Genomic DNA, 20,023 nt, shown 5'->3' on the forward strand with positions numbered 1-20,023 from the left:
GCGCAACTCAGTCTTCGCAGATATCGGCGCAGCTGGCCTGCAGTACCTGCAAAGCGTCAGCCGGGGCGATGTCCAACAACAGGCCGCGTTGGCCTGCGTTGATGTAGAGCGTGTCGTGCTGTGCGGCACTGGCGGCGAACACCACCTTGGCCGGTCGCTGCTGCGCGAACGGACTGATGCCGCCCACCTTGTAGCCGCTGCGCTTCTCGGCTTCGGGTACTTCCATCATCTGCGCGTGCTTGCCGCCGCAATAGGCGGCAAGCTTTTTCAAGGACAAGCGCTGATCGGAGGGAATCACCGCGATCAGCGGCTGTTTGTCCACCCACGCCATCAGCGTCTTGAACATGCGTGGCGGGGCAATGCCCAGCGCCTGCGCTGCCGCCAGCCCCTTGCTGTCGACATCGGCCGAGTAGTCATAGGCATGCACGCCATGGGCGATACCTGCTTTGTCCAATGCGGCAGTGGCGCGGGTGCTTTTGGCCACTTACAGCGATTCGAAGCGATTGGCGTCGACGTTCTTGCGGACCTGCTCCGGATTCCAGATGCGACCGTTCATGGCGATGTAGACGCCTTCAGGCAGCGACTGCACCGCACCGATCGCGCAACCGATGTTGAACTCGGCATCGGAGCCACGGAAGCGGGCTGGGCTGAGTGCGCCGGTCATCACGATGGTCTTGCCGGGAATGGTGGCCAGCACCTTGCCGGTGGCGACCATCGAGTCGGTGCCGTGGGTGACCAGCACATGGCGGGTCGGCTGCGCGGCGATGGTGGCGCGGATCAGCTCGCGGTCGTCGTCGCTGATGTGCAGCGAGTCCTTGCGCAGGATAGGAATCACGTTGAAACGAAAGGTCACGCCCAGTTCGCGCAGGATCATGCCGATCTGCGGATCACCGATCTGGTAGTCGGACTTGTCGTCGAAGTAGATCTTGTCGATCGTGCCACCGGTGGTGACGATCAGGAGTTCTTCCATCATTGCGGTAAATCCTTGCGGTGACTGCCAGCGGCACAGGCCGCGATGCTGCGAATGATAATGCCGTAGGCAGCGCCGGGCCACGCTGGTCTGGAATGCGGCAGGATGGAGGTAGAGCCGAGCCATGCTTGGCTGGGGCTTGCCTGGTGCCGCATCAGCACTTGTGGGAGCGGCGTCAGCCGCGAAGCCGGTGGCCCATCAGATCACCAGCCTGTCTGCAGTTTCATTGATGCCGGCTTCGCGGCTTACACCGCTCCTACAAACGGGTTCCGCGGTAACGCCCCAGCCGAGCATGGCTCGGCTCTACACTGGGCAGACCGGCGTTATCGGGCTTTCTTGGCGGCAAAGCGGGCGCGCATGCCGGGGACGCTGACCAGGGCCACGATCAGCAGCGCCAGGACGATCTCGATCCACGCATACAGGGCGGTGTCGCGGTGGCTCCAGGCGCTCATCACGCCGTGGCTGAACCAGAACAGCGCCAATACCCCGGCCCAGAAGCGCGCCACCGCGCGCTGCGCCAGTACGCCAAGCAACAACATTACCGGCGGCGCCACAAACACCAAGGCCACTGCCAGCAGATGGCGATCGGCGCGGAACCACCACGCATACAGCCCAGCCAGCAGCGCCAGCGCCAAGGCCAGGGTCAGATCGCGGCTGCGGCCGCTCATTGCGCCAGACGCCGGGCGATATCGGCCACCCGTCGACCCAATGCCCGCGCCAGCACGGCCTCATCGTCGGTGGGCTGCGGATCATCCTGGGTACCGGCCACATGGCTGGCGCCATACGGCGTGCCGCCGCTGGTGGTGTGACTCAGTGCCGGCTCGGTGAAGGGGATGCCGACGATCAGGCAGCCGTGGTGCAGCAGCGGCAGGTGCATCGACAACAGGGTCGACTCCTGGCCGCCATGCATCGAGGCGGTGGAAGTGAACACCGCCGCCGGCTTGCCGGCCAGGGTGCCGTTGACCCATTCCGCGCCCAGGCCATCGATGAAATGCTTGACCGGCGCGGCCATATTGCCGAAGCGGGTAGGGCTGCCCAGCACGATGCCATCGCATTCGGCCAGATCGGCGATGTCCACGTAGGGGGCGCCATCCTCGGGTACAGGCGGGGCACTGGTCTGGGTGACGGCGGCGACCGGCGGCACCGTGCGCAGGCGGGCGCTCATGCCCGGCACCTCGCCGATACCGCGGGCGATCTGCCGCGCCAGCCGGGCCACCGAACCGCCACGGCTGTAGTAAAGCACCAGAATTTCCGCCATCGCAGCATTCACTCACTCTTACAGGAACCGGCAGTATCAACGATGCGGCCCGCGCTTTGCATCGGGTACCCTTGCCGAATGGAACCTTTGGATTCACTCAACCTATGGATGGAGCGCCTGCGTGACCGGGCGCGCAACGTCAGCTTCGGGCGCTTCCTGTGGAAGCGCTTCCTCGATGACCGCCTGTTCCAGGCCGCTGGCTCGTTGGCCTACACCACGGTGTTCGCGCTGGTGCCGCTGGCTATTGTCGTGTTCGGGGTGCTGTCGGCGTTCCCTATGTTCGACCGTTGGAGCGAAGCGCTCAGCGACTACGTGTTCTCCAACTTCGTACCCTCGGCGGCACGTGCGGCCGAAGGCTATCTGAAGCAGTTCTCGGCCAGTGCCGGGCAGCTGACCGCCGCAGGTTTCCTGGCCTTGGTGGTGTCGCTGCTGATCACCCTCAACAGCGTCGAGCAGACCTTCAATCGCATCTGGCGGGTGGCTTCGGCGCGACCGCAGCTGACCCGCTTCCTGGTCTATTGGACGGTGCTGACCCTGGGCGCTTTGCTCGCCGCCGCTTCGTTGGCGATCTCGGCGAAAGTGTTGTCGCTGCCTTTGTTCGGCACGACCGAGGGCCGCTGGCTGGCCGATCTTGGCTTGCGGCTGGCCCCGGTACTGATCGAATTCGTCTGTGTGGTGCTGATCTACCGGGTGGTGCCACACCACACCGTGAAGTGGCGCCACGCCATTCCCGGCGCGCTGCTGGCGGTGCTGATGCTGGAACTGGTGAAGTGGGGCATGGGCCTGTATCTGGGCAGTTTCCAGTCCTATCAGAAGCTCTATGGCACGGTGGCCTTCGTGCCGATCCTGCTGCTGTGGATCTACCTGAGCTGGGTGTCGGTCTTGCTGGGTGCATCACTGGCCTCGTCGATTGCCGCATTCCGCTATCAACCGGTGGCGTTGCGGCTGCCGCAGGGCTGTGAGCTTTATGGTCTGCTGCGCCTGTTGGGGCGCTTCCGCGAGGCGCGGCAGCAAGGGCAGGGGCTTGCTGAAGATCAACTGTTGTTGCTGGAACCCATGCTCACCGACTCTTTGCTGCAGCAGTTGCTGGAGCAGATGGAAGTCATCGGCGTGCTGCGCCGTGATGAGCGCGGTGAATGGCTGCTGGCGCGCGATCTGGACAGCATCAGCCTGCATGAACTGTACGAAAGTTCGCAGCTGCGTATTCCGGTTGCCGAGGAATATCTGCCGATGCGCGAGGACAGCCTCGGGCAAGCGGCCTGCAATGCCCTGGATCAACTACGTCTGCCGTTGCGCGAACTGCTCAAGCGCCGTGTGGATGACATCTATGTAGAGCGCGGAGATAGTCGATGATCAACAAGTTCGTTCCTGCCGTGCTGCTGATGCTGGCCGTGGCTGCATGCAAGCCGGCCCAGACGCCGGTGGCTACGCCGGCTCCTGCACCTGAGGCACCGGCCGCGCCGGAGGCGACGCAGCCCGCCGTGGTGCAGCAGACGGTGGAAATACCGCAGTTGCAGGTGCCGACCGTCGACGGCAAGACCTATGACCTGGCCACGCACCGTGGACAGTGGGTGGTGGTGAATTTCTGGGCCACCTGGTGCGCACCCTGCCTGCAGGAAATGCCGGAGTTGTCGGCACTGCATGCCATGCGCAGCAATGTGGAAGTGGTAGGCCTGGCGTATGAGGACATCGAGCTGGACGAGATGCAGGCGTTCTTGAAGGAGCACCCGGTGGCGTATCCGATCGCCATCATCGATACCTTCAGCCCGCCGAAGGATTTTGCTACCCCGCGCGGCTTGCCGATGACCTACCTGATTGGGCCCGACGGCAAGGTGGCCAGGCAGTTTTTGGGGCCGGTGAATGCGCAGGAGATCGAGCAGGCGATTGTGGCTGCGGGTGGTAAGGCGGTTTGAGGATGCTGGTTTTTGGGTTGGAGCTTCGAGGCGGGGGCGAAAAGCTTTGAAGCCAAGAGCACCCCTCCCCAACCCTCCCCTTCGCTGCGCGAAAGGGAGGGGGCAGGAGCGGTATCGTGACCATCTGGCAGATTGCCGAAAACCGCTCCCGCCCTTTCGCGTAGCGAAGGGGAGGGCTGGGGAGGGGTAGCTTTTCAGCTCTCCGCGCAATGCCAGCTTCGCGGTTTACGTCGTTTCTGCGACATGGTTGGTAACGCCCCTGCCGAGCATGGCTCGGCACTACAAGCCCCTCTCCCGTTCACGGGAGAGGGGTTGGGGTGAGGGCAGCCTTTGGGGCACTGCTGGAAAGCCTCTGCCGAGCATGGCTCGGCACTACAGGGGCCGGGCGCGCGCTATGGTTTGGCTGCTTCTTCATCCACCGCGAACGGCGCAATCGGCTTCACGACGCCGTACTTTTCTTTCTTGGGTTTTCCCGGCAGCGGCTGTAGCTCGATGACGGGCTCGTCGATGTGGGTATCCGGCAGGCGATCCAGCAGGTCACGGATCAGGGTCAAGCGGCCACGCTTCTGGTCGTTGAAATCGACCAGCGTCCACGGTGCCTGTGCGGTGTGGGTGGCTTCCAGCATGGCTTCGCGGGCCTGGGTGTAGGCGTTGTATTCCTGCCGCGATTTCAGGTCGATCGGCGACAGCTTCCAGCCCTTGAGCGGATCGTCGCGGCGCTCGGCAAAGCGCTTTTCCTGTTGTTCCTGGTCCACGCACAGCCAGTACTTGAACAGCAGGATGCCATCGTCCACCAGCAGCTTTTCAAATGCCGGGGTCTGCTTGAGGAAGGCCTTGTACTGCGCATCGGTGCAGTAGCCCATCACCTTTTCAACGCCGGCGCGGTTGTACCAGCTGCGGTCCATCAGCACGATCTCGCCGGCGGCGGGAAGGTGCGCAATATGGCGCTGGAAGTACCACTGGCTGTCTTCGCGCTCGTTGGGCTTGGGCAGCGCCACCACCCGGCACTGGCGCGGATTGACGTGTTTGGCGATGTCCTGGATGACGCCGCCCTTGCCGGCGGTGTCGCGGCCTTCGAACAGCACCAGCACGCGCTGCCCGCAGTGCTGGGCCCAGCGTGCCATGTTGGCCAGTTCCAGCTGCATCGGTTCCAGCAACTGTTCGTACGCCTTGCGCTTGAGCTTGCCCATGGTCGCTCCTTGTGGAATGCCGAGCCTAACCCAATCGCATGTCAGCCAATGTCAGCGTCGCGCCAGCCATGGGCGCTGGCCAGCTGTTGCAGCAGCTGGGTCAGGTCGCTGGCGAAGCCGGCCATGTCGAACAGGTTGCTGCGCTCGCGGGCTTCGCTCAGCTGCTGGCGCGTGGCCTGCAGGGCGGCGGCATCATTACCCAATGCGATTGCGGTGGCGACGAAGGCTTGGTCATCGGCGACATTCATATAGCCCATGCCCAGGTGATGGTTGAGGCTGCCCGCCACGCGCGCGGCAAAGGTATCGCCCGGTGCGGTCAGTACCGGGCAGCCAGCCCATAGCGCGTCGGACGCCGTGGTGTGGGCGTTGTAGGGGTGTGTATCCAGGAACAGATCGGCATGCTGGTAGCGGGCCAGATATTGCGGATGCGGCAGTTTGTGCATGAACACCAGTCTTGCTGGATCCACACCGCGTTGGCGGGCGACTTGCTGCAGGCGCTGGTCGGCCTTGCCTGGCCCGGACAGCAACCACAGCACGCTGCCAGGAACGCCAAGCAGTATCTGCAATAGCCGCTCGACGCTGCGAGGATTGAGCTTGTAGCTGTTGTTGAAGCAGCAGAACACCACGCCGGTTTCCGGTAGGCCGCAGTCGCTGCGCGAGGGCGGTGACTGAACAGGGCGCGTGTTGTCCGAAGGCTGGAAGGCGCGTGGCAGGCGCAGCACCTTTTCGCTGAAACCTGATTCCAAAGCTGGCGGCAGCACGAAACCATCGGCGACAACGTAGTCGATCCATGGCGCACCAGAGGTGCCGGGGTAGGCCAGCCAGTTCAACTGCAGCGGTGCCGGGCGCATGGCCAGTACTTCGGGCGTGCCACCACCGCCCCAACCGCGCAGGTCGAACAGCAGGTCGATGCCAGCGGCGCGGATACGCTGCGCAATTACCGCATGCGCTTGGCCGCTGACGTCATGCAGCTGCCCGGCAGCGGCCTGCAGGCGTTGGCGGATGCCGCTGCCGTCGTCGCTGTTGAGCGCGAACAGATGTATCTGCAGTTGCGGCTGTGCGTGCAGATGCTCCAACAAGGCGACCGTCAACAGGCCGGTCGGATGCGCACCGAAGCCGTTGGAAAGAAAGCCCACGCGCAGCGCGCCTTGCGCGCGCACCTGCGTTGCCGGCAGGCGCGGAATGGCTTGGGCCAGCACGCTGGCACGTTGCCGCGCACAGGCCAGTTGTTCTGCGGCGCTGGCCTCTTCGCTGAGAAAGGCGAAGGGCTCAACGGCGGGATTGCCTTGCGCGACCGCGCGGCGTACCTGCTGCGAGAGTGCGTCGAGGTCGCGCCAATCGCAGAGCCGGCGCTGCCAGTTCAGGCGCTGCGCGGCCATATAGGCTTCGTCCGGCGCCAAGGTATGCGCGCGTCGATAGGCATCGGCGGCGGCTTCGGGTTGGTTGGCGTCTTCCAGTACATGACCCAGCCACAAGGCCATGCCGGGGTGCTGCGGGGCAAGCTGGCAGGCGTGCTGCAGCAGTGCGGCGGCTTCGTCATGCCTGCCTTGCATCCAGCGGGCGCGGCCGAGCCGGGCGAGAGCTTCCGGATGCTGCGGACGCAGTTGCAGGGCTCTTGCTGCTGCGGCCTCACCTGCGGCCATGTCGCCAGCGCCGAGCTCGGCGTCGGCCAGCATCACCCAGGCGATGAAGTCACCGGGTTGACGGGTGACGGCATGGCGGAGCTGGTCGCGTTCGTTGGTCATGGGCCTGGCTTTGCTTTGTTGCTCTGCTCCCTCCCTTACGCGACAGCGTAGGGGAGGGCTGGGGAGGGGTGACTTTTGATTTTGCTCTGGGCTGGTGACTAAGGCCAAATCCAGAAGCAGCAGCCAAAGCCAAAGCTACCCCTCCCCTATGCTGCGCATAAGGGAGGGAGCAAAGCGCTTACGTCCCTTCAGCCAACCGCGCCAGCTCATCCACCTGATGCTCGTGCTGCAGGCGGGCGATCAAATCGTCCAGGCCGCCCTCGATGATGTTGGGCAGGTCGTACAGGGTCAGGCCTTCGACGCGGTGGTCGGTGATGCGGCCCTGCGGGAAGCTATAGGTGCGGATGCGCTGGCTGCGGTCACCACTGCCTACCTGCAGGCGGCGCGATTCGGCCTGCGCAGCGGCTTGCTTGCTGCGCTCGGCATCCAGCAGCTGCGCCTTCAGGCGTTTCATCGCCTTGTCGCGGTTGGCGTGCTGGCTGCGCTCGGTCTGGCATTCCACCACCACGCCGGTGGGGATGTGGGTGATGCGGATCGCCGACTCGGTCTTGTTGACGTGCTGGCCGCCGGCGCCGGAGGAGCGGTAGGTGTCCACGCGCAGATCGGCGGGGTTGATCACCACGTCTTCGACATCATCGGCTTCGGGAATGATTGCCACCGTTGCGGCCGAGGTGTGGATGCGGCCCTGCGATTCGGTCGCCGGTACGCGTTGCACACGGTGCGTGCCGGATTCGAACTTCAGCTTGGAATAGGCGCCGCGGCCAACCACGCGTGCCACCACTTCCTTGTAGCCACCGTGTTCGCCGGGGTTGTCGGATTCAATCTCTACCTTCCAGCCCTGGCGCTCGGCATAGCGGGCGTACATGCGGAACAGGTCGCCGGCAAAGATCGCCGCTTCATCGCCGCCGGTGCCAGCGCGCACTTCCAGGAACAGATTGCCTTCGTCGCGCGGGTCACGCGGTACCAGCAGTAGCGCCAATTCCTCGTCCAGCGCTTGCAGGCGGGCCTGTGCACTGGCGATTTCTTCTTCGGCCAGCTCGCGCAGTTCCGGGTCGTTGCGCATGGCTTCGGCCGAGGCAAGATCTGCCAGAGCACGGGTTTCGTCGGCCAGCGCGTTGGCGATGGGTTCCAGTTGCGAGAATTCGCGGGAAAGATTGCGGAAACGCTCGTTGTCGGCGACGACATCGGGTTCGGAAAGCAGGCGTTCCAGTTCTTCTCGGCGCTCGGCCAGTGCCAGCAGCTTACGGCGCAGGGTCGGCGTCATCATTCCTCGCAACAGGGTGGTGATACCCGGGTGTGGCCGGGAACAGGCGCTCGGCGGCGCGGGTGAGATCGGTATCGCCATCCTGCGCGGCTTGGCGCAGGGCGGCGGTGGGTGGATGCAGCAGGCGGTTGGTCAAGCCGTGCGCCAGCTGCTCCAGTACTTCGTCAGGCAGTTTGCCATGGGCCAGCTGTTGCCGGGCCTTGGCCAGCAATTCGGCGCGGGTTGCCTCGCCGAACGCCCGCAGCTGCCGGATGGGTGCCTGCAGGCGTGCGGCGCGCAGGTTTTCCAGATAGCGGGTGACCTGCAGGTCGATGATGGATTCGGCCTCGGCGGCGGCCTCGCGGCGGCCACGGCGGTTTTCTTCCACCGCCCGCTCCAGGTCATCCACGGTGTACAGGTAGGCGTCGGCCAGCGTGCCAACCTCGGCTTCGATATCGCGCGGCACGGCCAGGTCGAACAGCAGCATCGGCTTGTGCCGGCGCAGGCGCAGCGCGTTGGCGACCTGACGATGCAGGATCACCGGCTCGCGTGCGGCGGTGGCCGAGAACACGACGTCGGCTTCGCCCAGATGGCGCTCCAGCTCGGTCAAGGGCAGCGCCACGCCGCCGTGGCGGCTGGCCAGATCCTGCGCATTGGCCAGCGTGCGGTTGGCGATCAGCAGCCGCTTCACCTTGGCGTCGCTCAGATGCTTGGCGACCAGTTCCATGGTTTCGCCGGCACCGACCAGCAGCACGGTGGATTCGTCCATGCGCGCGAACGAGTCCTGCGCCAGCCGCACCGCAGTGGAGGCCACCGAGATTGGGTTGGCGCCGACGCGGGTGTCGGTGCGGGCACGCTTGGCCACGGAGAAGGTCTGCTGGAACAACCGGTCCAATTGTTGCCCGATTGCGCCGCTGTCGTGGGCCAGCGCCCAGGCATCTTTTACCTGGCCCAGGATCTGCGGTTCGCCGAGCACCATCGAATCCAGCCCGGTGGCGACCCGGAACAGGTGGCGTACGGCTTCACCGTCGCTGTGCTGGTAGAGATAGCCCTGCAGGCTACCGGCGTGGTGTTCCAGCCAATGGCTCAGGGCCTTGCTGTCCTCGGCAACGGCATACAGCTCGGTGCGGTTGCAGGTGGACAGCAGCACCGCCTCGGCCAGTTGCGGGGTCTGCCGCAATGAATCCATCGCGCGCGGCAAGGCGTCTCCGCCAAAGGCAGCGCGTTCGCGCAGTTCTACCGGCGCAGTCTGGTGATTCAGTCCGAGCACCCACAGGGTCATCTGTTCAGTTGCTTGCGATAAGCTGCTGGCTGTTGAAGGCCGCCATTTTACGGCCCGGTTGCGCCAGATGCCCGTATTCAATCGCATATGCACCGTTCTGTTGCTTTCCCTGCCGGTTTTTCCGGCGCTGGCGGCCCCAGCTGCGCCGATTCGCGCGCCGTTGGCGGCTGAAGGCCTGCCGCTGACCCCGGTGCTGGCCGGCGAGTTCTCGCTGCAGGCGGGCAAGCTGCCCGACGCCGCCCGCTGGTACCTGCAGGCCGCCCAGGAAGCCAAGGGTGACGTGGGTCTGGCCGAGCGTGCCACCCGCATCGCCATGCTGGCCGATGACGCCGACCGCGCCGAGCAGGCGCTGGCCCTGTGGGCACAACGCGATCCCGGTTCGGTAGCGGTGCGCGGCACCCGTGGCGCGCTGGCCATGCGCAATGGCGACGCCAAGCTGGCCCGCAAGGAGCTGCTGGCGGTGCTGCGTTCACCTGAGCCGCGGGCCTGGCGCTATGCGCTGCTGGCCCTTGCCACCGGTGGCCGCGATCCGGCGGTGCCAGCGCAGGTGCTTGGCATGCTGGTGGATGCCAATGCGATCCCCAATGATCTGGAGGCTTGGCAGGAATTTGGCCGGCTGGCCCTGCGCATGGAGAGCCCGGAACTGTCGCGGCGGATGGTGGGCGAGGTGGTGCGACGCTTCCCGGATGAGCCGCGGGTGGCGCTGCTGCATGCCTCCCAGCTCAACCAGGCCGGCAAGAAGGACGAGGCGCTGGCCCTGCTCAAGGGCATCGAGCCCAAGGCGGAGAAGGACGACGAGCTGCGCGGTGCGCTGGCCATCGCCTATGACACGCTGGGTGAGACCGCTGCCGCCGAACATGTGTTGTCGGTCGGTGAGCAGAACCTGCAGAGCTGGGGCATGCGTGCCTCGCTGTTGGCCAAGCAGAAGGACGATGTAGCGCTGTTGGCGCTGTATCAGGACATCGCAGCCAAGGCCAGCAAGCCGGACCCCGACCAGCGCCTGCTGCTGGGCAAGATCGCTGAATACCTGAAGCGCTATCAAGAGGCCGTGGATTGGTATCACGGCGTGCCCGGTGGCGAGCATCGCGGTGAGGCGCAGCTGCGCGCGGTCAATGCGCTGCACCTGATGGGTGACAAGGCGCGCGCTGCCAAGGAAGTGCAGGCGGTGCAGGCCGATGCCTCGCTGGACGACGATGTGCGCCGCGACGCCTATCTGCTCGAATCCGAGCTGCAGCTGCGCGATGGCCAGACCAAGGCCGAATTCGATGTGCTGGCGCGTGGCCTGGCTGCGTTTCCCGATGACAGTGCCTTGCTGTACGCCCGTGCGCTGGCCTGGGAGCGCAATGACAATGTGCCGCGCGCCGAGGCTGATCTGCGCAAGGTGCTGGTTGCCGAGCCCGAGAACGTGGCGGCGCTCAATGCGCTGGGCTACACCCTGGCGGACCGCACCCAGCGCTACCAGGAGGCATTGGAGCTGATTGACCGCGCGCGCGTGGCCGAGCCGGACAATGCCGCCATCGTCGACAGCTACGGTTGGGTGTTGTATCGCCTGGGCCGCAACGACGAGGCGTTGGTGCATCTGCGCCGTGCCTGGACCTTGAACAAGGACCCGGAGATCGCTGCGCACGTAGGCGAAGTGCTGTGGGTGCTGGGCCAGAAAGACGAAGCCCGGCGCTACTTCGATGAGGCCCGCAAGCTGGATCCGGACAACCGCGCGCTGCAGCGTGCGATCGAAAAGTTGGGTGTATGAACGTAATGATGTGGCGGGCGCCGTTGGCGCTGCTGATGGTAGGAACGCTGGCTGCCTGTGGTTCGGTGCCCAAGCGTCAGGCGGCACCGGTAGCGGCTGAAGTGGCGCAGGTGTCCGCGCAGGCACAGGCGGCCGAGCAACAGCGGCAGGCCGCCTTGCAGGCGCAGCCGAACTGGTCCTTCCAGGGCCGGGTAGCGATCAGCAAGGGGCGCAACGGCGGCAATGGCCGGATCGACTGGCTGCAGCGCGGGCCGGCCTATCAGGTCAGTCTGGCGGCGCCGGTCACCCGCCAGAGCTGGCAGCTCAGCGGCGGTGAGTCCGGGCAGGCGGTGCGTCTGGACGGCCTTGAAGGCGGTCCGCGCACGGCCGATGACGCCGGCCAGCTGCTGTTGCAGGCCACCGGTTGGGAAATCCCGGTCGCCCAGCTGGCGGAGTGGGTACGGGGCCTGCCCAGCGCCGGTGCCAGCCCCGAGCACCTTGGTTTCGACGCTGAAGGGCGGCCGCGGGTGCTACGCCAGCAGGGCTGGCAGGTGGATTATCTGGACTGGTATCCGGCGCAAGCCGGGCGTCCGTCCGTGCCGCGCCGGATCGAAGCGGTCAATGGCGACGCCAAGGTCCGTCTGATCGTGGATGAATGGGGTGCGGACGCGCCATGACTGCCGTTGTTGACGTCGCGGGCTGGTCGCATTGGCCGGCCCCGGCCAAGCTGAACCTGTTTCTGCATATCACCGGCCGCCGTGCTGATGGTTACCACGTGCTGCAGACCGTCTTCCGGCTGCTGGATTGGGGGGATCGCATCGGCCTGCGCCTGCGTGAAGACGGCAAGGTGCATCGCGACGGGCCATCGGTGGCTGGCGTTGCCGAAGCTGATGATCTGGTGGTTCGTGCGGCCATCGCGCTCAAAAATGCGACCAATTGCGGCAAAGGTGTCGATATCCGGGTCGAAAAGCGGATTCCGGCCGGCGGCGGCTTTGGCGGTGGCTCATCTGACGCGGCGACGGTGCTGGTGGCGCTGAACGCGCTGTGGGGCACCGGGCTGGACGAGGATGCGCTGGCCGCGCTGGGTGTCGGTCTAGGTGCCGATGTGCCGGTATTTGTGCGCGGGCGCAGCGCCTGGGCCGAAGGTGTGGGCGAATTGCTGACGCCGATAGAATTGCCGGAAGCATGGTATTTGCTGGTGGATCCGGGTGTTCACGTACCCACGGCTGAACTTTTTCGCTCACAGCATTTGACGCGGGATGCCAAGCCCGTGAAAATAGCGGACTTCGCTTCCGGGACCGTCCTCGGAAATGCGTTCGAGCCGGTACTACGGCGCCAGGAACCTGCCATCGAGGCGACGTTCCAGGCCTTGTCAGGTATTGGTCGGGCACGACTCACGGGGTCGGGAAGCGGTTGTTTCGTCGAGTTCGCTACGCGCGCTGCTGCAGAGCAGGCCTTGGCGGAATTGCCGTCGCAACTGCGAGCTTGGGTAGCTGCGGGTGTTGATCGCTCGCCACTGCTTGATGCGCTGGAAACGACGGGAATTGTTTGATGCAGGGGCGTCGCCAAGAGGCCCAAGGCACCAGGTTTTGATCCTGGCATTCGTAGGTTCGAATCCTACCGCCCCTGCCACACACTCCCAACGCTGTAAGCGCAATGGATGTGCGCCTGCGACACCCGCGCCATCGCTGCAGTAATCACGTTTCCATTTGCTACTCGCCCCCGCCCGAGAGAGCTGTCATGCAAGATTCCCCGAACCTGCTGGTCTTTTCCGGCAATGCCAATAAACACCTTGCGCAGAGCATCTGCAAGGAACTCGGGGTAAGACCGGGCAAGGCACTGGTTTCCAAGTTTTCCGATGGTGAAGTGCAGGTCGAGATCCAGGAGAACGTGCGTAAGCAGGACGTTTTCGTGGTTCAGTCCACCGGCGCTCCAAGTGCCGAAAACCTGATGGAACTGCTGGTGATCATCGACGCGCTCAAGCGCGCGAGCGCCGCCTCCGTCACTGCGGTGGTACCGTACTTCGGCTACGCCCGCCAGGACCGTCGCATGCGCTCCTCGCGCGTGCCGATCACCGCAAAGGTTGCTGCAAAGATGTTCTCGGCCGTGCACACCGACCAGATCCTCACGGTCGACCTGCACGCCGATCAGATTCAGGGTTTCTTCGACATGCCGGTCGATAACGTCTATGCGTCGCCGCTGTTGCTGGCCGACATCTGGCGCGTCTACGGCACCGACAACCTGATCGTGGTCAGCCCGGACGTAGGCGGCGTGGTACGCGCCCGCGCCGTGGCAAAGCGCCTGGATGATGCCGACCTGGCCATCATCGACAAGCGCCGCCCGCGTGCCAACGTTGCCACCGTGATGAACATCATCGGTGACGTTGAAGGCAAGACCTGCGTAATGGTCGACGATATCGTCGACACCGCCGGCACCCTGTGCGCTGCCGCTGCCGCCCTCAAGGCGCGCGGTGCACTCAAGGTTGCCGCGTACTGCACCCACGCCGTGCTCTCGGGCCCGGCGGTGGACAATTTGAACAACTCCCAGCTCGATGAGCTGGTGGTGACCGACACGATTCCGCTTTCCGAAGTGGCCCGCGTCTGTCCCAAGATCCGCCAGATCAGCGTGGCCGAAATGCTGGCCGAGACGATGCGTCGCATCGCCTTCGGTGAGTCGGTCAGCTCGATGTACGTGGATTGATGGATCCGGTCCCCGGCTTGTCCGGGGATCACAACAGGCTCTTCTGGTCGCGGAAGAGTCTTTACGCAGCGCCGCGAGGCGGTGCAACAACCTAGAGTAGTCAACATGGCAAAGTCCCACGAAATCAAAGTCGCCCGTCGTGACGTGCAAGGTCAGGGTGCGAGCCGCCGCCTGCGTCATGCCGGTGTGGTCCCGGGTATCGTTTACGGCGGTGACAAGGAGCCGGTGAAGGTCGAGTTCAACCACAATGAAATCTGGCTGGCCCAGTTCAACGATTGGTTCTACTCCTCGATCATCGACCTGAACCTCGACGGCACCATCCACAAGGTGCTGCTGCGTGACATGCAGCGTCACCCGTACAAGCAGCTGGTCATGCACCTGGATTTCCAGCGCGTGAACGAAAATGAAGTGCTGCACGCTTCGGTGCCGCTGACCTTCATCAACGAAGACACCTCGCCGGCTGGCAAGGCTGCCGACGTACTGGTCACCCACGAACTGAAGGAAGTGGCTATCGCCTGCTTGCCGAAGGACCTGCCGGAGTCGATCGAAGTCGACCTGGGCGCCCTGAAGGCTGGCGACGTGATCTACCTGTCGGGCCTGAAGCTGCCGGCTGGCGTTGAAATCCCGGCACTGAAGCTGGGCAAGGGCCATGACGACGCAGTTGTCATCGCCAAGACCGCCGCTGCAGAAGAAGCAGCAGCCGAGTAATCGGCTATGTTGCGCCCGCTCTTCGGAGCGGGCGCAGCAGGTGTATCTGACAGATGACTGGCTTGCGATTGATCGTTGGTCTCGGCAACCCCGGACCCGAACACGCCCGAACCCGGCACAACGCTGGGTTTCATTTCGTTGAGGCCCTGGCAGAGCGGCAGGGCGCGCGCTGGGCGCTGGAAAGCAAATTGTTTGGCGAAGTCGCCAAGGTCGAGATTGCTGGACAGCCGGTATGGCTGTTGAAGCCGTCCACTTACATGAATCTCGCCGGTAAATCGGTCACCGCCGCGCAGCGGTTCTGGAAGATCGAGCCGGAAGAAACCCTGATTGCACATGACGAACTGGACATGCCGCCCGGCGTGGCTCGGCTCAAGTTCGACGGCGGTCATGGTGGCCAGAATGGCCTGCGTGACACCATCCGTCTGCTCGGTCATGGCAAGTTCCACCGTCTGCGTCTTGGCATCGGCCATCCCGGTCACAAGGACCGCGTGGTGGGTTGGGTGCTGGGCCGTCCGTCGCCAGACGACGCCATACTGATGGCGCAGGCAATCGATGCGGCCATCGACGTGATGCCGTTGGCGGTAGCCGGCGATTTCAGCGAAGCAATGAAGCGGTTGCACACCACCAAGTGAGCGAAAAATGGGGAATGGGGAATGGAACGGCGATAGGCCCTTCCGCTTCTCCATTCCCGATTTTCCATTCACGGGAGTTCAAGCATGGGTATCAAATGCGGCATCGTCGGTCTGCCCAATGTCGGCAAGTCGACCCTGTTCAATGCGCTGACCAAGGCGGGTATCGCTGCGGCCAACTTCCCGTTCTGCACGATCGAGCCGAACACGGGCGTGGTGCCGGTGCCGGATCCGCGCCTTGATGCGCTGGCGGCAATCGTCAAGCCGGAACGGGTGATCCCGACCACGATGGAGTTCGTCGACATCGCCGGTCTGGTCGCTGGTGCGTCCAAGGGTGAAGGCCTGGGCAACAAGTTCCTGGCCCATATCCGCGAGACCGATGCCATCGCCCACGTCGTGCGCTGCTTCGAAGACGGCAACGTCATCCACGTTTCCAACAAGGTCGACCCGATCGCCGATATCGAAACCATCGATACCGAGCTGGCGCTGGCTGATCTGGAATCGGTGTTGAAGGCACTGGATCGCGCTACCCGCGCAGCCAAGGCCAACGACAAGGAAGCACTGGCGCGCAAGCCGGTGCTGGAGAAGCTGGCTTCGGCGCTGGACCAGGGTAAATCGGCGCGTTCGGCCGGCCTTGATGCCGATGAGAAGGCTCTGATCCGTGACATGTTCCTGATCACGCTGAAGCCGCTGATGTACATCGCCAACGTCGCTGAAGACGGTTTCGAGAACAATCCGCTGCTGGACGTGGTGCGCGCGCGCGCCGAGGCCGAAGGTGCCGAAGTGGTGCCGGTGTGTGCGGCGATCGAAGAAGAAATGGCGCAGCTGGATGACGCCGACCGCGATGAGTTCCTCAAGGACCTGGGTCTGGAAGAGCCGGGCCTGAACCGCGTGATCCGCGCTGGCTACAAGCTGCTCGGCCTGCAGACCTACTTCACCGCAGGTGTGAAGGAAGTGCGCGCATGGCAGCTGCGCGCTGGTTCGACCGCGCCGCAGGCAGCAGGCGTGATCCATACCGACTTCGAGCGTGGCTTCATCCGCGCCGAAACCATCAGCTACGAGGACTTCATCAACCTCAAGGGTGAGCAGGGCGCCAAGGAAGCCGGCCGCCTGCGCCTGGAAGGCAAGGACTACATCGTCAAGGAAGGCGACGTGCTGCATTTCCGCTTCAACGTCTGATCCTTTGGATGCTGCAGTACCAACAAGGCCCCGCATTGCGGGGCCTTGTTGTATGTGTGATTTGTTGTGTGGTCAAAATTTGATCACTTTTTTGAAAGCCTTGCAGCGCAGGGCCTGCGCGCAGTTGTCCACAGCCTTCTCCATCCATTGCACACAGCGGCTGTGGAGAAATCCTGTGCGCAACAGAGTTGCTTGTGGGAGCGGCATAAGCCGCGAAGCTGGCCTTCTTGAAGCTCCAAGCTCCCATGCAACCTGACGATGTACATGCTTCGCGGTTCACACCGCTCCCACAAGTTGAGTAGCCAGCGCTTGCTTGTGGGAGCGGCGTAAGCCGCGAAGCTGATATTCCTGCAGCCGCGGGAGCCTGTGCCACCTGTTGATGTACGAGCTTCGCGGCTTACGCCGCTCCTACAAAAAAGCCGCCTGTCTTCGCTGTAGTACATTGGTTAAAAATTCACCACCATTTTGAAAGCCTTGCAGCGCAAGTCCTGCACGCAGTTGTCCACAACCTTCCCCATCCATTGCGCACAGCGGTTGTGGAGAAGAGCTGCCACTGTGCAGTCCAGGTAGTGTCGGCTGGTGGTACTACCAAGGCCTGCACAAACAACAAGGCCCGCCAGTGGCGGGCCTTGTTGGCACTACATGCGGGCTGGCCTTACAGCGCCTTGCCGCCCAGCTTCCAGGTGAGCTGCACGTAGTAGCTGCGGCCCATGCTGTCGAACCAGGAGGTGTCGTAGTACGGGTAGTTCGACCAGGTCGGGTCCTTCGGCGGCATCTTGTCGAACAGGTTGTTGATCGACACGGATACACGCAGATGGTCGGTGATGTCGTAGCGCGCGCCGGCGTTGAAGCGCCAGGTAGCTTCAGTCCACGCATCGTTGTCGTAGTTGGCAACCCGGCCCAGATAGCTGCCGAACAGGCTGGCACCCCAGGCACCCTTGTCCCAGCTGACGCCCAGGTTCGACTTCACCCGCGGCAGCGTGGTGGCGCTGAAGCTGACATCGAGCATGTCTTCCTTCGGGTCACCCGGGAACTGCTGGCGGGTGTGGCGGTGGGTCCAGTTGTACTGGCCGGTGAAGCTGAAGTCACCGGCGTTTGCGGTCTGCAAGCGGTAGTTGGCGGCCACATCGATGCCCGAGGTTTCCTCGTTGGCGATGTTGATCGGGCCGAAATGTACGCTGGTGATGTTGCCGTCGCCGTCACGGATCACGCGTGCCAAGGCGTCCACGCAGGTGGGTGAGTTGATGTCGACCGCTGCGCCTCTGTCGGTGCTGCCCAGACGGCAGTTGGCTTCGGTGATGCGCAGCAACTCGCGGTCCTGCGTCTGTACCTGGTTCTCGATCTGGATCTTGTAGTAATCCACCGCCAGATCGAAATTGGCCACCGGCGACCAGACAAAACCAGCGGAGAACGACTTGCTGGTTTCCTCATCCAGGTTCATGTTGCCGCTGTAGACATCGAACGTGCTGCCGTCATAGCTACCGTCGTCGTAGCAGTAGCCATCGGTGACGCCCGGCTCGGCGCTGCGGCACTGGAAGTAGTCGGTGGCGAAGCGGGTGCGGTAGTAGTCGTTCCCGGCAAACAGGTAGTGCATGTCCGGCGCGCGGAAGCCGGTGCCGTAGGAACTGCGTAGCAACAAGGTATCCAGCGGACGCCACTCCAGGCCGGCGCTGTAGGTGAACTTGCCCGGGTTTCTGTTTCCGTAGCTGTAGCGGTCATAGCGCCCGGCCACGCTTGCCTGCAGGGTCGAGGCAAGCGGCACGCGCAATTCGCCGGCCGCACTCCAGTGGTCGCGGTCGCCATGGCCATCGCCGTAGCGCGGGCCGTAATAGGCGTCTTCGGTCAATGCCAGCGGGTCAGGGTTGATCTCATAGGACTGTTTGCCGTATTCGATGGCGCCTGCGAAGCCGACATCGCCAGCGGGCATCGAGAACAGCGAGGAGTTGTCTACTGTGAAGCTGAGGTTGTCGTTCTTGGCTTCCGGGCGGAACGTGGACATTGCCGCGATCGAGGCGAACTCGGCCTGGGTCAGTGGCGTGAACAGCCGTGCCGGATCCGGGGTGTAGATCGCGATGCCGTCATCGTCATAGCCCTGCAGCTCGCCCAGGAACAGGCGATTGGCTGCAGCCGCCTTGATGCGCGGCATTTTGACGTCAGCCTTGTACTGGGAGTGGTTGTAGGCCGCTTCCCAGTTCCATGCCTCGGCGATCATGCCCTTCAGGCCGGTGGTCACCGCAAACGTCTTCTGGGTGGTGGTGTTCATGCGGTTTCTCAGGCCGCCGACTTCCTCTGGGCTGAACTGGCGCGCCCAGTTTTCATAACGCTCGGTGGTGGCGTTGTAGAAAATCTTGTTGCGGTAATTGCCGGCCGAGTTCGGGTCATGGAACTCCCAGCCCATGTGGTCACTGGCGACGTCATTGCTGTTGGTGCCGGTCAGCAGCTTGACCTTCTGCTGGCCCAGTTGGACATCGGCAAACCATGACAGGGCGTCATTGAAGCGGTACTCGAACGAGCCATAGGCATTGAAGCCTTTGCGCTCGTTCTGGATGGTGCGATACGCAATAGCACGCTCGCTGCCGCAGTACGGGCCGAGGTCGTTCTCGGCGAGCACGGTGGTACCGCCGTTGAGGCCTGCCATGGCAGCGCAGCCGTCGGCCGGTGCGATGTTTTCGTCGTCGTCCCAGTTCTGCAGCTGTGCGATGAGGCGCGGCAGGCGGCGCTCTGCAGCCGGCGAATCCAGCGTCGAATCCTGCACGCTGCGGTCGGTGCCCCACAGTGGGCGCTTGTCGATCAGTTCAACGCCGATAATGCCGCTGAACTTGTCCTTCTCAAAGCCAGTTGTGAGCGTCAAGTTGTGCGATGAGCCACCGCCACGGCTGGTGTCGCCAAAGCGGTAATCGATGGTGGTGCCATCGGTGGATTTCTTCAGGATGAAGTTGATGACACCGGCCATGGCGTCGGAGCCGTACACGGCCGATGCGCTGCCGGTCAGCACTTCAATCCGGTCAATCATGCCCAACGGGATGTTGCCGACGTCGGTGAAGTTGCTGCGGCCATTGAGCGGCAGCGGGAAGTCAGCGATGCGACGGCCGTTGACCAGCACAAGGGTGTGGTTCGGGCCCAGGCCGCGTAGATCGACTGCCTGCGCGCCAGGGGTGGACTGAGCGCCGGTGGTGTTCTGCTGTCCCTGGGTGCTGCCGCTGTTCTGGCTCAGCGAGCGCAATACGTCCGGGACCGAGGTGAAACCGGCGGATTTGATCTGTTCGGCCGTTACCACGGTGACCGGTGCCGGGCCTTCCACCTGGGCGCGCGGGATGCGCGAGCCGGTGACCTGCACCGTGTCGAGTTGTTGCGGTTGGCCTTGGGTGGCGGTCTGCGCCAGGGCGGGGGCGGCCATTGACAGCAGGGCCAGTTGGATTGAACACACCATTGCGTGCTTACGCATGAATCAGCTCTCTGATGAAAAGTGTCCGGATT

General features: G+C 63.9%; 18 protein-coding genes and 1 tRNA gene. 10 read left to right on the forward strand and 9 right to left on the reverse strand.

From position 1 onward, the window contains the following. Nucleotides 1-7: 7 nt before the first annotated feature. From ybaK to wrbA, 4 genes are all read right to left on the reverse strand, one after another. Nucleotides 8-484, reverse strand: coding sequence for a Cys-tRNA(Pro) deacylase (ybaK, locus tag ACVOMB_RS07160; protein ID WP_481530552.1), 477 nt, complete (start codon nucleotides 482-484; stop codon nucleotides 8-10). Then, nucleotides 485-970 (reverse strand): asparaginase domain-containing protein, encoded by a 486-nt coding sequence (locus ACVOMB_RS07165; protein ID WP_057628731.1) that lies wholly within the window; start codon nucleotides 968-970, stop codon nucleotides 485-487. Nucleotides 971-1,293: 323 nt separating this feature from the next. Next, on the reverse strand, nucleotides 1,294-1,638 hold the full coding sequence (locus ACVOMB_RS07170) for a DUF2069 domain-containing protein (RefSeq protein ID WP_481530553.1): 345 nt from the start codon (nucleotides 1,636-1,638) through the stop codon (nucleotides 1,294-1,296). Beyond that, nucleotides 1,635-2,228 (reverse strand): NAD(P)H:quinone oxidoreductase, encoded by a 594-nt coding sequence (gene wrbA, locus ACVOMB_RS07175; RefSeq protein ID WP_481530554.1) that lies wholly within the window; start codon nucleotides 2,226-2,228, stop codon nucleotides 1,635-1,637. Before wrbA ends, ACVOMB_RS07170 begins: the two co-directional genes overlap by 4 nt. Before the next feature lie 78 nt (nucleotides 2,229-2,306). Between wrbA and ACVOMB_RS07180 the strand changes: the two genes are divergently transcribed. Both ACVOMB_RS07180 and ACVOMB_RS07185 read left to right on the forward strand, forming a co-directional pair. After that, the gene (locus tag ACVOMB_RS07180; protein WP_481530555.1) at nucleotides 2,307-3,581 is read left to right on the forward strand and encodes a YihY family inner membrane protein; all 1,275 of its coding nucleotides are present in this window, start codon (nucleotides 2,307-2,309) and stop codon (nucleotides 3,579-3,581) included. Further along, complete coding sequence (locus ACVOMB_RS07185; RefSeq protein ID WP_481530556.1) at nucleotides 3,578-4,141, forward strand: TlpA family protein disulfide reductase; 564 nt, start codon at nucleotides 3,578-3,580, stop codon at nucleotides 4,139-4,141. Before ACVOMB_RS07180 ends, ACVOMB_RS07185 begins: the two co-directional genes overlap by 4 nt. Before the next feature lie 392 nt (nucleotides 4,142-4,533). Here ACVOMB_RS07185 and ppk2 read toward each other — a convergent pair whose 3' ends face one another. The 4 genes from ppk2 to hemA form a co-directional block, all read right to left on the reverse strand. Next, nucleotides 4,534-5,331, reverse strand: coding sequence for a polyphosphate kinase 2 (gene ppk2, locus ACVOMB_RS07190; RefSeq protein ID WP_481530557.1), 798 nt, complete (start codon nucleotides 5,329-5,331; stop codon nucleotides 4,534-4,536). A 41-nt stretch (nucleotides 5,332-5,372) separates the two neighbouring features. Then, nucleotides 5,373-7,076 carry an O-linked N-acetylglucosamine transferase, SPINDLY family protein gene (locus ACVOMB_RS07195; RefSeq protein ID WP_481530558.1) on the reverse strand — a complete coding sequence of 568 codons (1,704 nt, stop codon included), beginning with the start codon at nucleotides 7,074-7,076 and terminating at the stop codon, nucleotides 5,373-5,375. A 178-nt stretch (nucleotides 7,077-7,254) separates the two neighbouring features. Next, nucleotides 7,255-8,340, reverse strand: a complete 1,086-nt coding sequence (prfA, locus tag ACVOMB_RS07200) for a peptide chain release factor 1 (RefSeq protein WP_481530559.1) — start codon at nucleotides 8,338-8,340, stop codon at nucleotides 7,255-7,257. Beyond that, nucleotides 8,318-9,601, reverse strand: a complete 1,284-nt coding sequence (gene hemA, locus ACVOMB_RS07205) for a glutamyl-tRNA reductase (protein WP_481530560.1) — start codon at nucleotides 9,599-9,601, stop codon at nucleotides 8,318-8,320. Before hemA ends, prfA begins: the two co-directional genes overlap by 23 nt. A gap of 67 nt (nucleotides 9,602-9,668) precedes the next feature. On the opposite strand from hemA, the gene ACVOMB_RS07210 reads away from it, so the two are divergent. From ACVOMB_RS07210 to ychF, 8 genes are all read left to right on the forward strand, one after another. After that, a complete protein-coding gene (locus ACVOMB_RS07210; protein WP_481530561.1) occupies nucleotides 9,669-11,351 on the forward strand; it encodes a tetratricopeptide repeat protein in 1,683 nt (560 codons plus the stop codon). Next, nucleotides 11,348-12,007 (forward strand): lipoprotein insertase outer membrane protein LolB, encoded by a 660-nt coding sequence (lolB, locus tag ACVOMB_RS07215; protein WP_481530562.1) that lies wholly within the window; start codon nucleotides 11,348-11,350, stop codon nucleotides 12,005-12,007. The genes ACVOMB_RS07210 and lolB overlap by 4 nt, the downstream gene beginning before the upstream one ends. After that, a complete protein-coding gene (gene ispE / locus ACVOMB_RS07220) occupies nucleotides 12,004-12,882 on the forward strand; it encodes a 4-(cytidine 5'-diphospho)-2-C-methyl-D-erythritol kinase (protein WP_481530563.1) in 879 nt (292 codons plus the stop codon). Before lolB ends, ispE begins: the two co-directional genes overlap by 4 nt. 3 nt (nucleotides 12,883-12,885) lie before the next feature. Continuing rightward, nucleotides 12,886-12,962 (forward strand) — tRNA-Gln (locus tag ACVOMB_RS07225). Between the two features lie 108 nt (nucleotides 12,963-13,070). Further along, nucleotides 13,071-14,030, forward strand: a complete 960-nt coding sequence (locus ACVOMB_RS07230) for a ribose-phosphate diphosphokinase (RefSeq protein ID WP_346498821.1) — start codon at nucleotides 13,071-13,073, stop codon at nucleotides 14,028-14,030. Between the two features lie 105 nt (nucleotides 14,031-14,135). Continuing rightward, nucleotides 14,136-14,738, forward strand: coding sequence for a 50S ribosomal protein L25/general stress protein Ctc (locus ACVOMB_RS07235; protein WP_481530564.1), 603 nt, complete (start codon nucleotides 14,136-14,138; stop codon nucleotides 14,736-14,738). Nucleotides 14,739-14,791: 53 nt separating this feature from the next. Further along, the gene (gene pth, locus ACVOMB_RS07240; protein WP_481530565.1) at nucleotides 14,792-15,370 is read left to right on the forward strand and encodes an aminoacyl-tRNA hydrolase; all 579 of its coding nucleotides are present in this window, start codon (nucleotides 14,792-14,794) and stop codon (nucleotides 15,368-15,370) included. Nucleotides 15,371-15,454: 84 nt separating this feature from the next. Next, nucleotides 15,455-16,546 (forward strand): redox-regulated ATPase YchF, encoded by a 1,092-nt coding sequence (ychF, locus tag ACVOMB_RS07245; RefSeq protein ID WP_481530566.1) that lies wholly within the window; start codon nucleotides 15,455-15,457, stop codon nucleotides 16,544-16,546. A gap of 655 nt (nucleotides 16,547-17,201) precedes the next feature. Here the strand turns inward: ychF and ACVOMB_RS07250 are convergent. Beyond that, nucleotides 17,202-19,991, reverse strand: a complete 2,790-nt coding sequence (locus ACVOMB_RS07250) for a TonB-dependent receptor plug domain-containing protein (RefSeq protein ID WP_481530567.1) — start codon at nucleotides 19,989-19,991, stop codon at nucleotides 17,202-17,204. Nucleotides 19,992-20,023 lie beyond the last annotated feature (32 nt).

Source organism: Stenotrophomonas sp. STEN018, from assembly GCF_056760235.1.

Bases quoted from the DNA above. Each gene is read 5' to 3' on its own strand.
- ppk2 (WP_481530557.1), bottom strand. From the start codon at position 5,331: ATGGGCAAGCTCAAGCGCAAGGCGTACGAACAGTTGCTGGAACCGATG.
- ACVOMB_RS07185 (WP_481530556.1), top strand. From the start codon at position 3,578: ATGATCAACAAGTTCGTTCCTGCCGTGCTGCTGATGCTGGCCGTGGCT.
- lolB (WP_481530562.1), top strand. From the start codon at position 11,348: ATGAACGTAATGATGTGGCGGGCGCCGTTGGCGCTGCTGATGGTAGGA.
- ACVOMB_RS07235 (WP_481530564.1), top strand. From the start codon at position 14,136: ATGGCAAAGTCCCACGAAATCAAAGTCGCCCGTCGTGACGTGCAAGGT.
- prfA (WP_481530559.1), bottom strand. From the start codon at position 8,340: ATGACGCCGACCCTGCGCCGTAAGCTGCTGGCACTGGCCGAGCGCCGA.
- hemA (WP_481530560.1), bottom strand. From the start codon at position 9,601: ATGACCCTGTGGGTGCTCGGACTGAATCACCAGACTGCGCCGGTAGAA.
- ychF (WP_481530566.1), top strand. From the start codon at position 15,455: ATGGGTATCAAATGCGGCATCGTCGGTCTGCCCAATGTCGGCAAGTCG.
- ACVOMB_RS07230 (WP_346498821.1), top strand. From the start codon at position 13,071: ATGCAAGATTCCCCGAACCTGCTGGTCTTTTCCGGCAATGCCAATAAA.
- wrbA (WP_481530554.1), bottom strand. From the start codon at position 2,228: ATGGCGGAAATTCTGGTGCTTTACTACAGCCGTGGCGGTTCGGTGGCC.
- ACVOMB_RS07195 (WP_481530558.1), bottom strand. From the start codon at position 7,076: ATGACCAACGAACGCGACCAGCTCCGCCATGCCGTCACCCGTCAACCC.
- ACVOMB_RS07180 (WP_481530555.1), top strand. From the start codon at position 2,307: ATGGAACCTTTGGATTCACTCAACCTATGGATGGAGCGCCTGCGTGAC.
- ACVOMB_RS07250 (WP_481530567.1), bottom strand. From the start codon at position 19,991: ATGCGTAAGCACGCAATGGTGTGTTCAATCCAACTGGCCCTGCTGTCA.
- ACVOMB_RS07170 (WP_481530553.1), bottom strand. From the start codon at position 1,638: ATGAGCGGCCGCAGCCGCGATCTGACCCTGGCCTTGGCGCTGGCGCTG.
- ACVOMB_RS07165 (WP_057628731.1), bottom strand. From the start codon at position 970: ATGGAAGAACTCCTGATCGTCACCACCGGTGGCACGATCGACAAGATC.
- ACVOMB_RS07210 (WP_481530561.1), top strand. From the start codon at position 9,669: ATGCCCGTATTCAATCGCATATGCACCGTTCTGTTGCTTTCCCTGCCG.
- ispE (WP_481530563.1), top strand. From the start codon at position 12,004: ATGACTGCCGTTGTTGACGTCGCGGGCTGGTCGCATTGGCCGGCCCCG.
- pth (WP_481530565.1), top strand. From the start codon at position 14,792: ATGACTGGCTTGCGATTGATCGTTGGTCTCGGCAACCCCGGACCCGAA.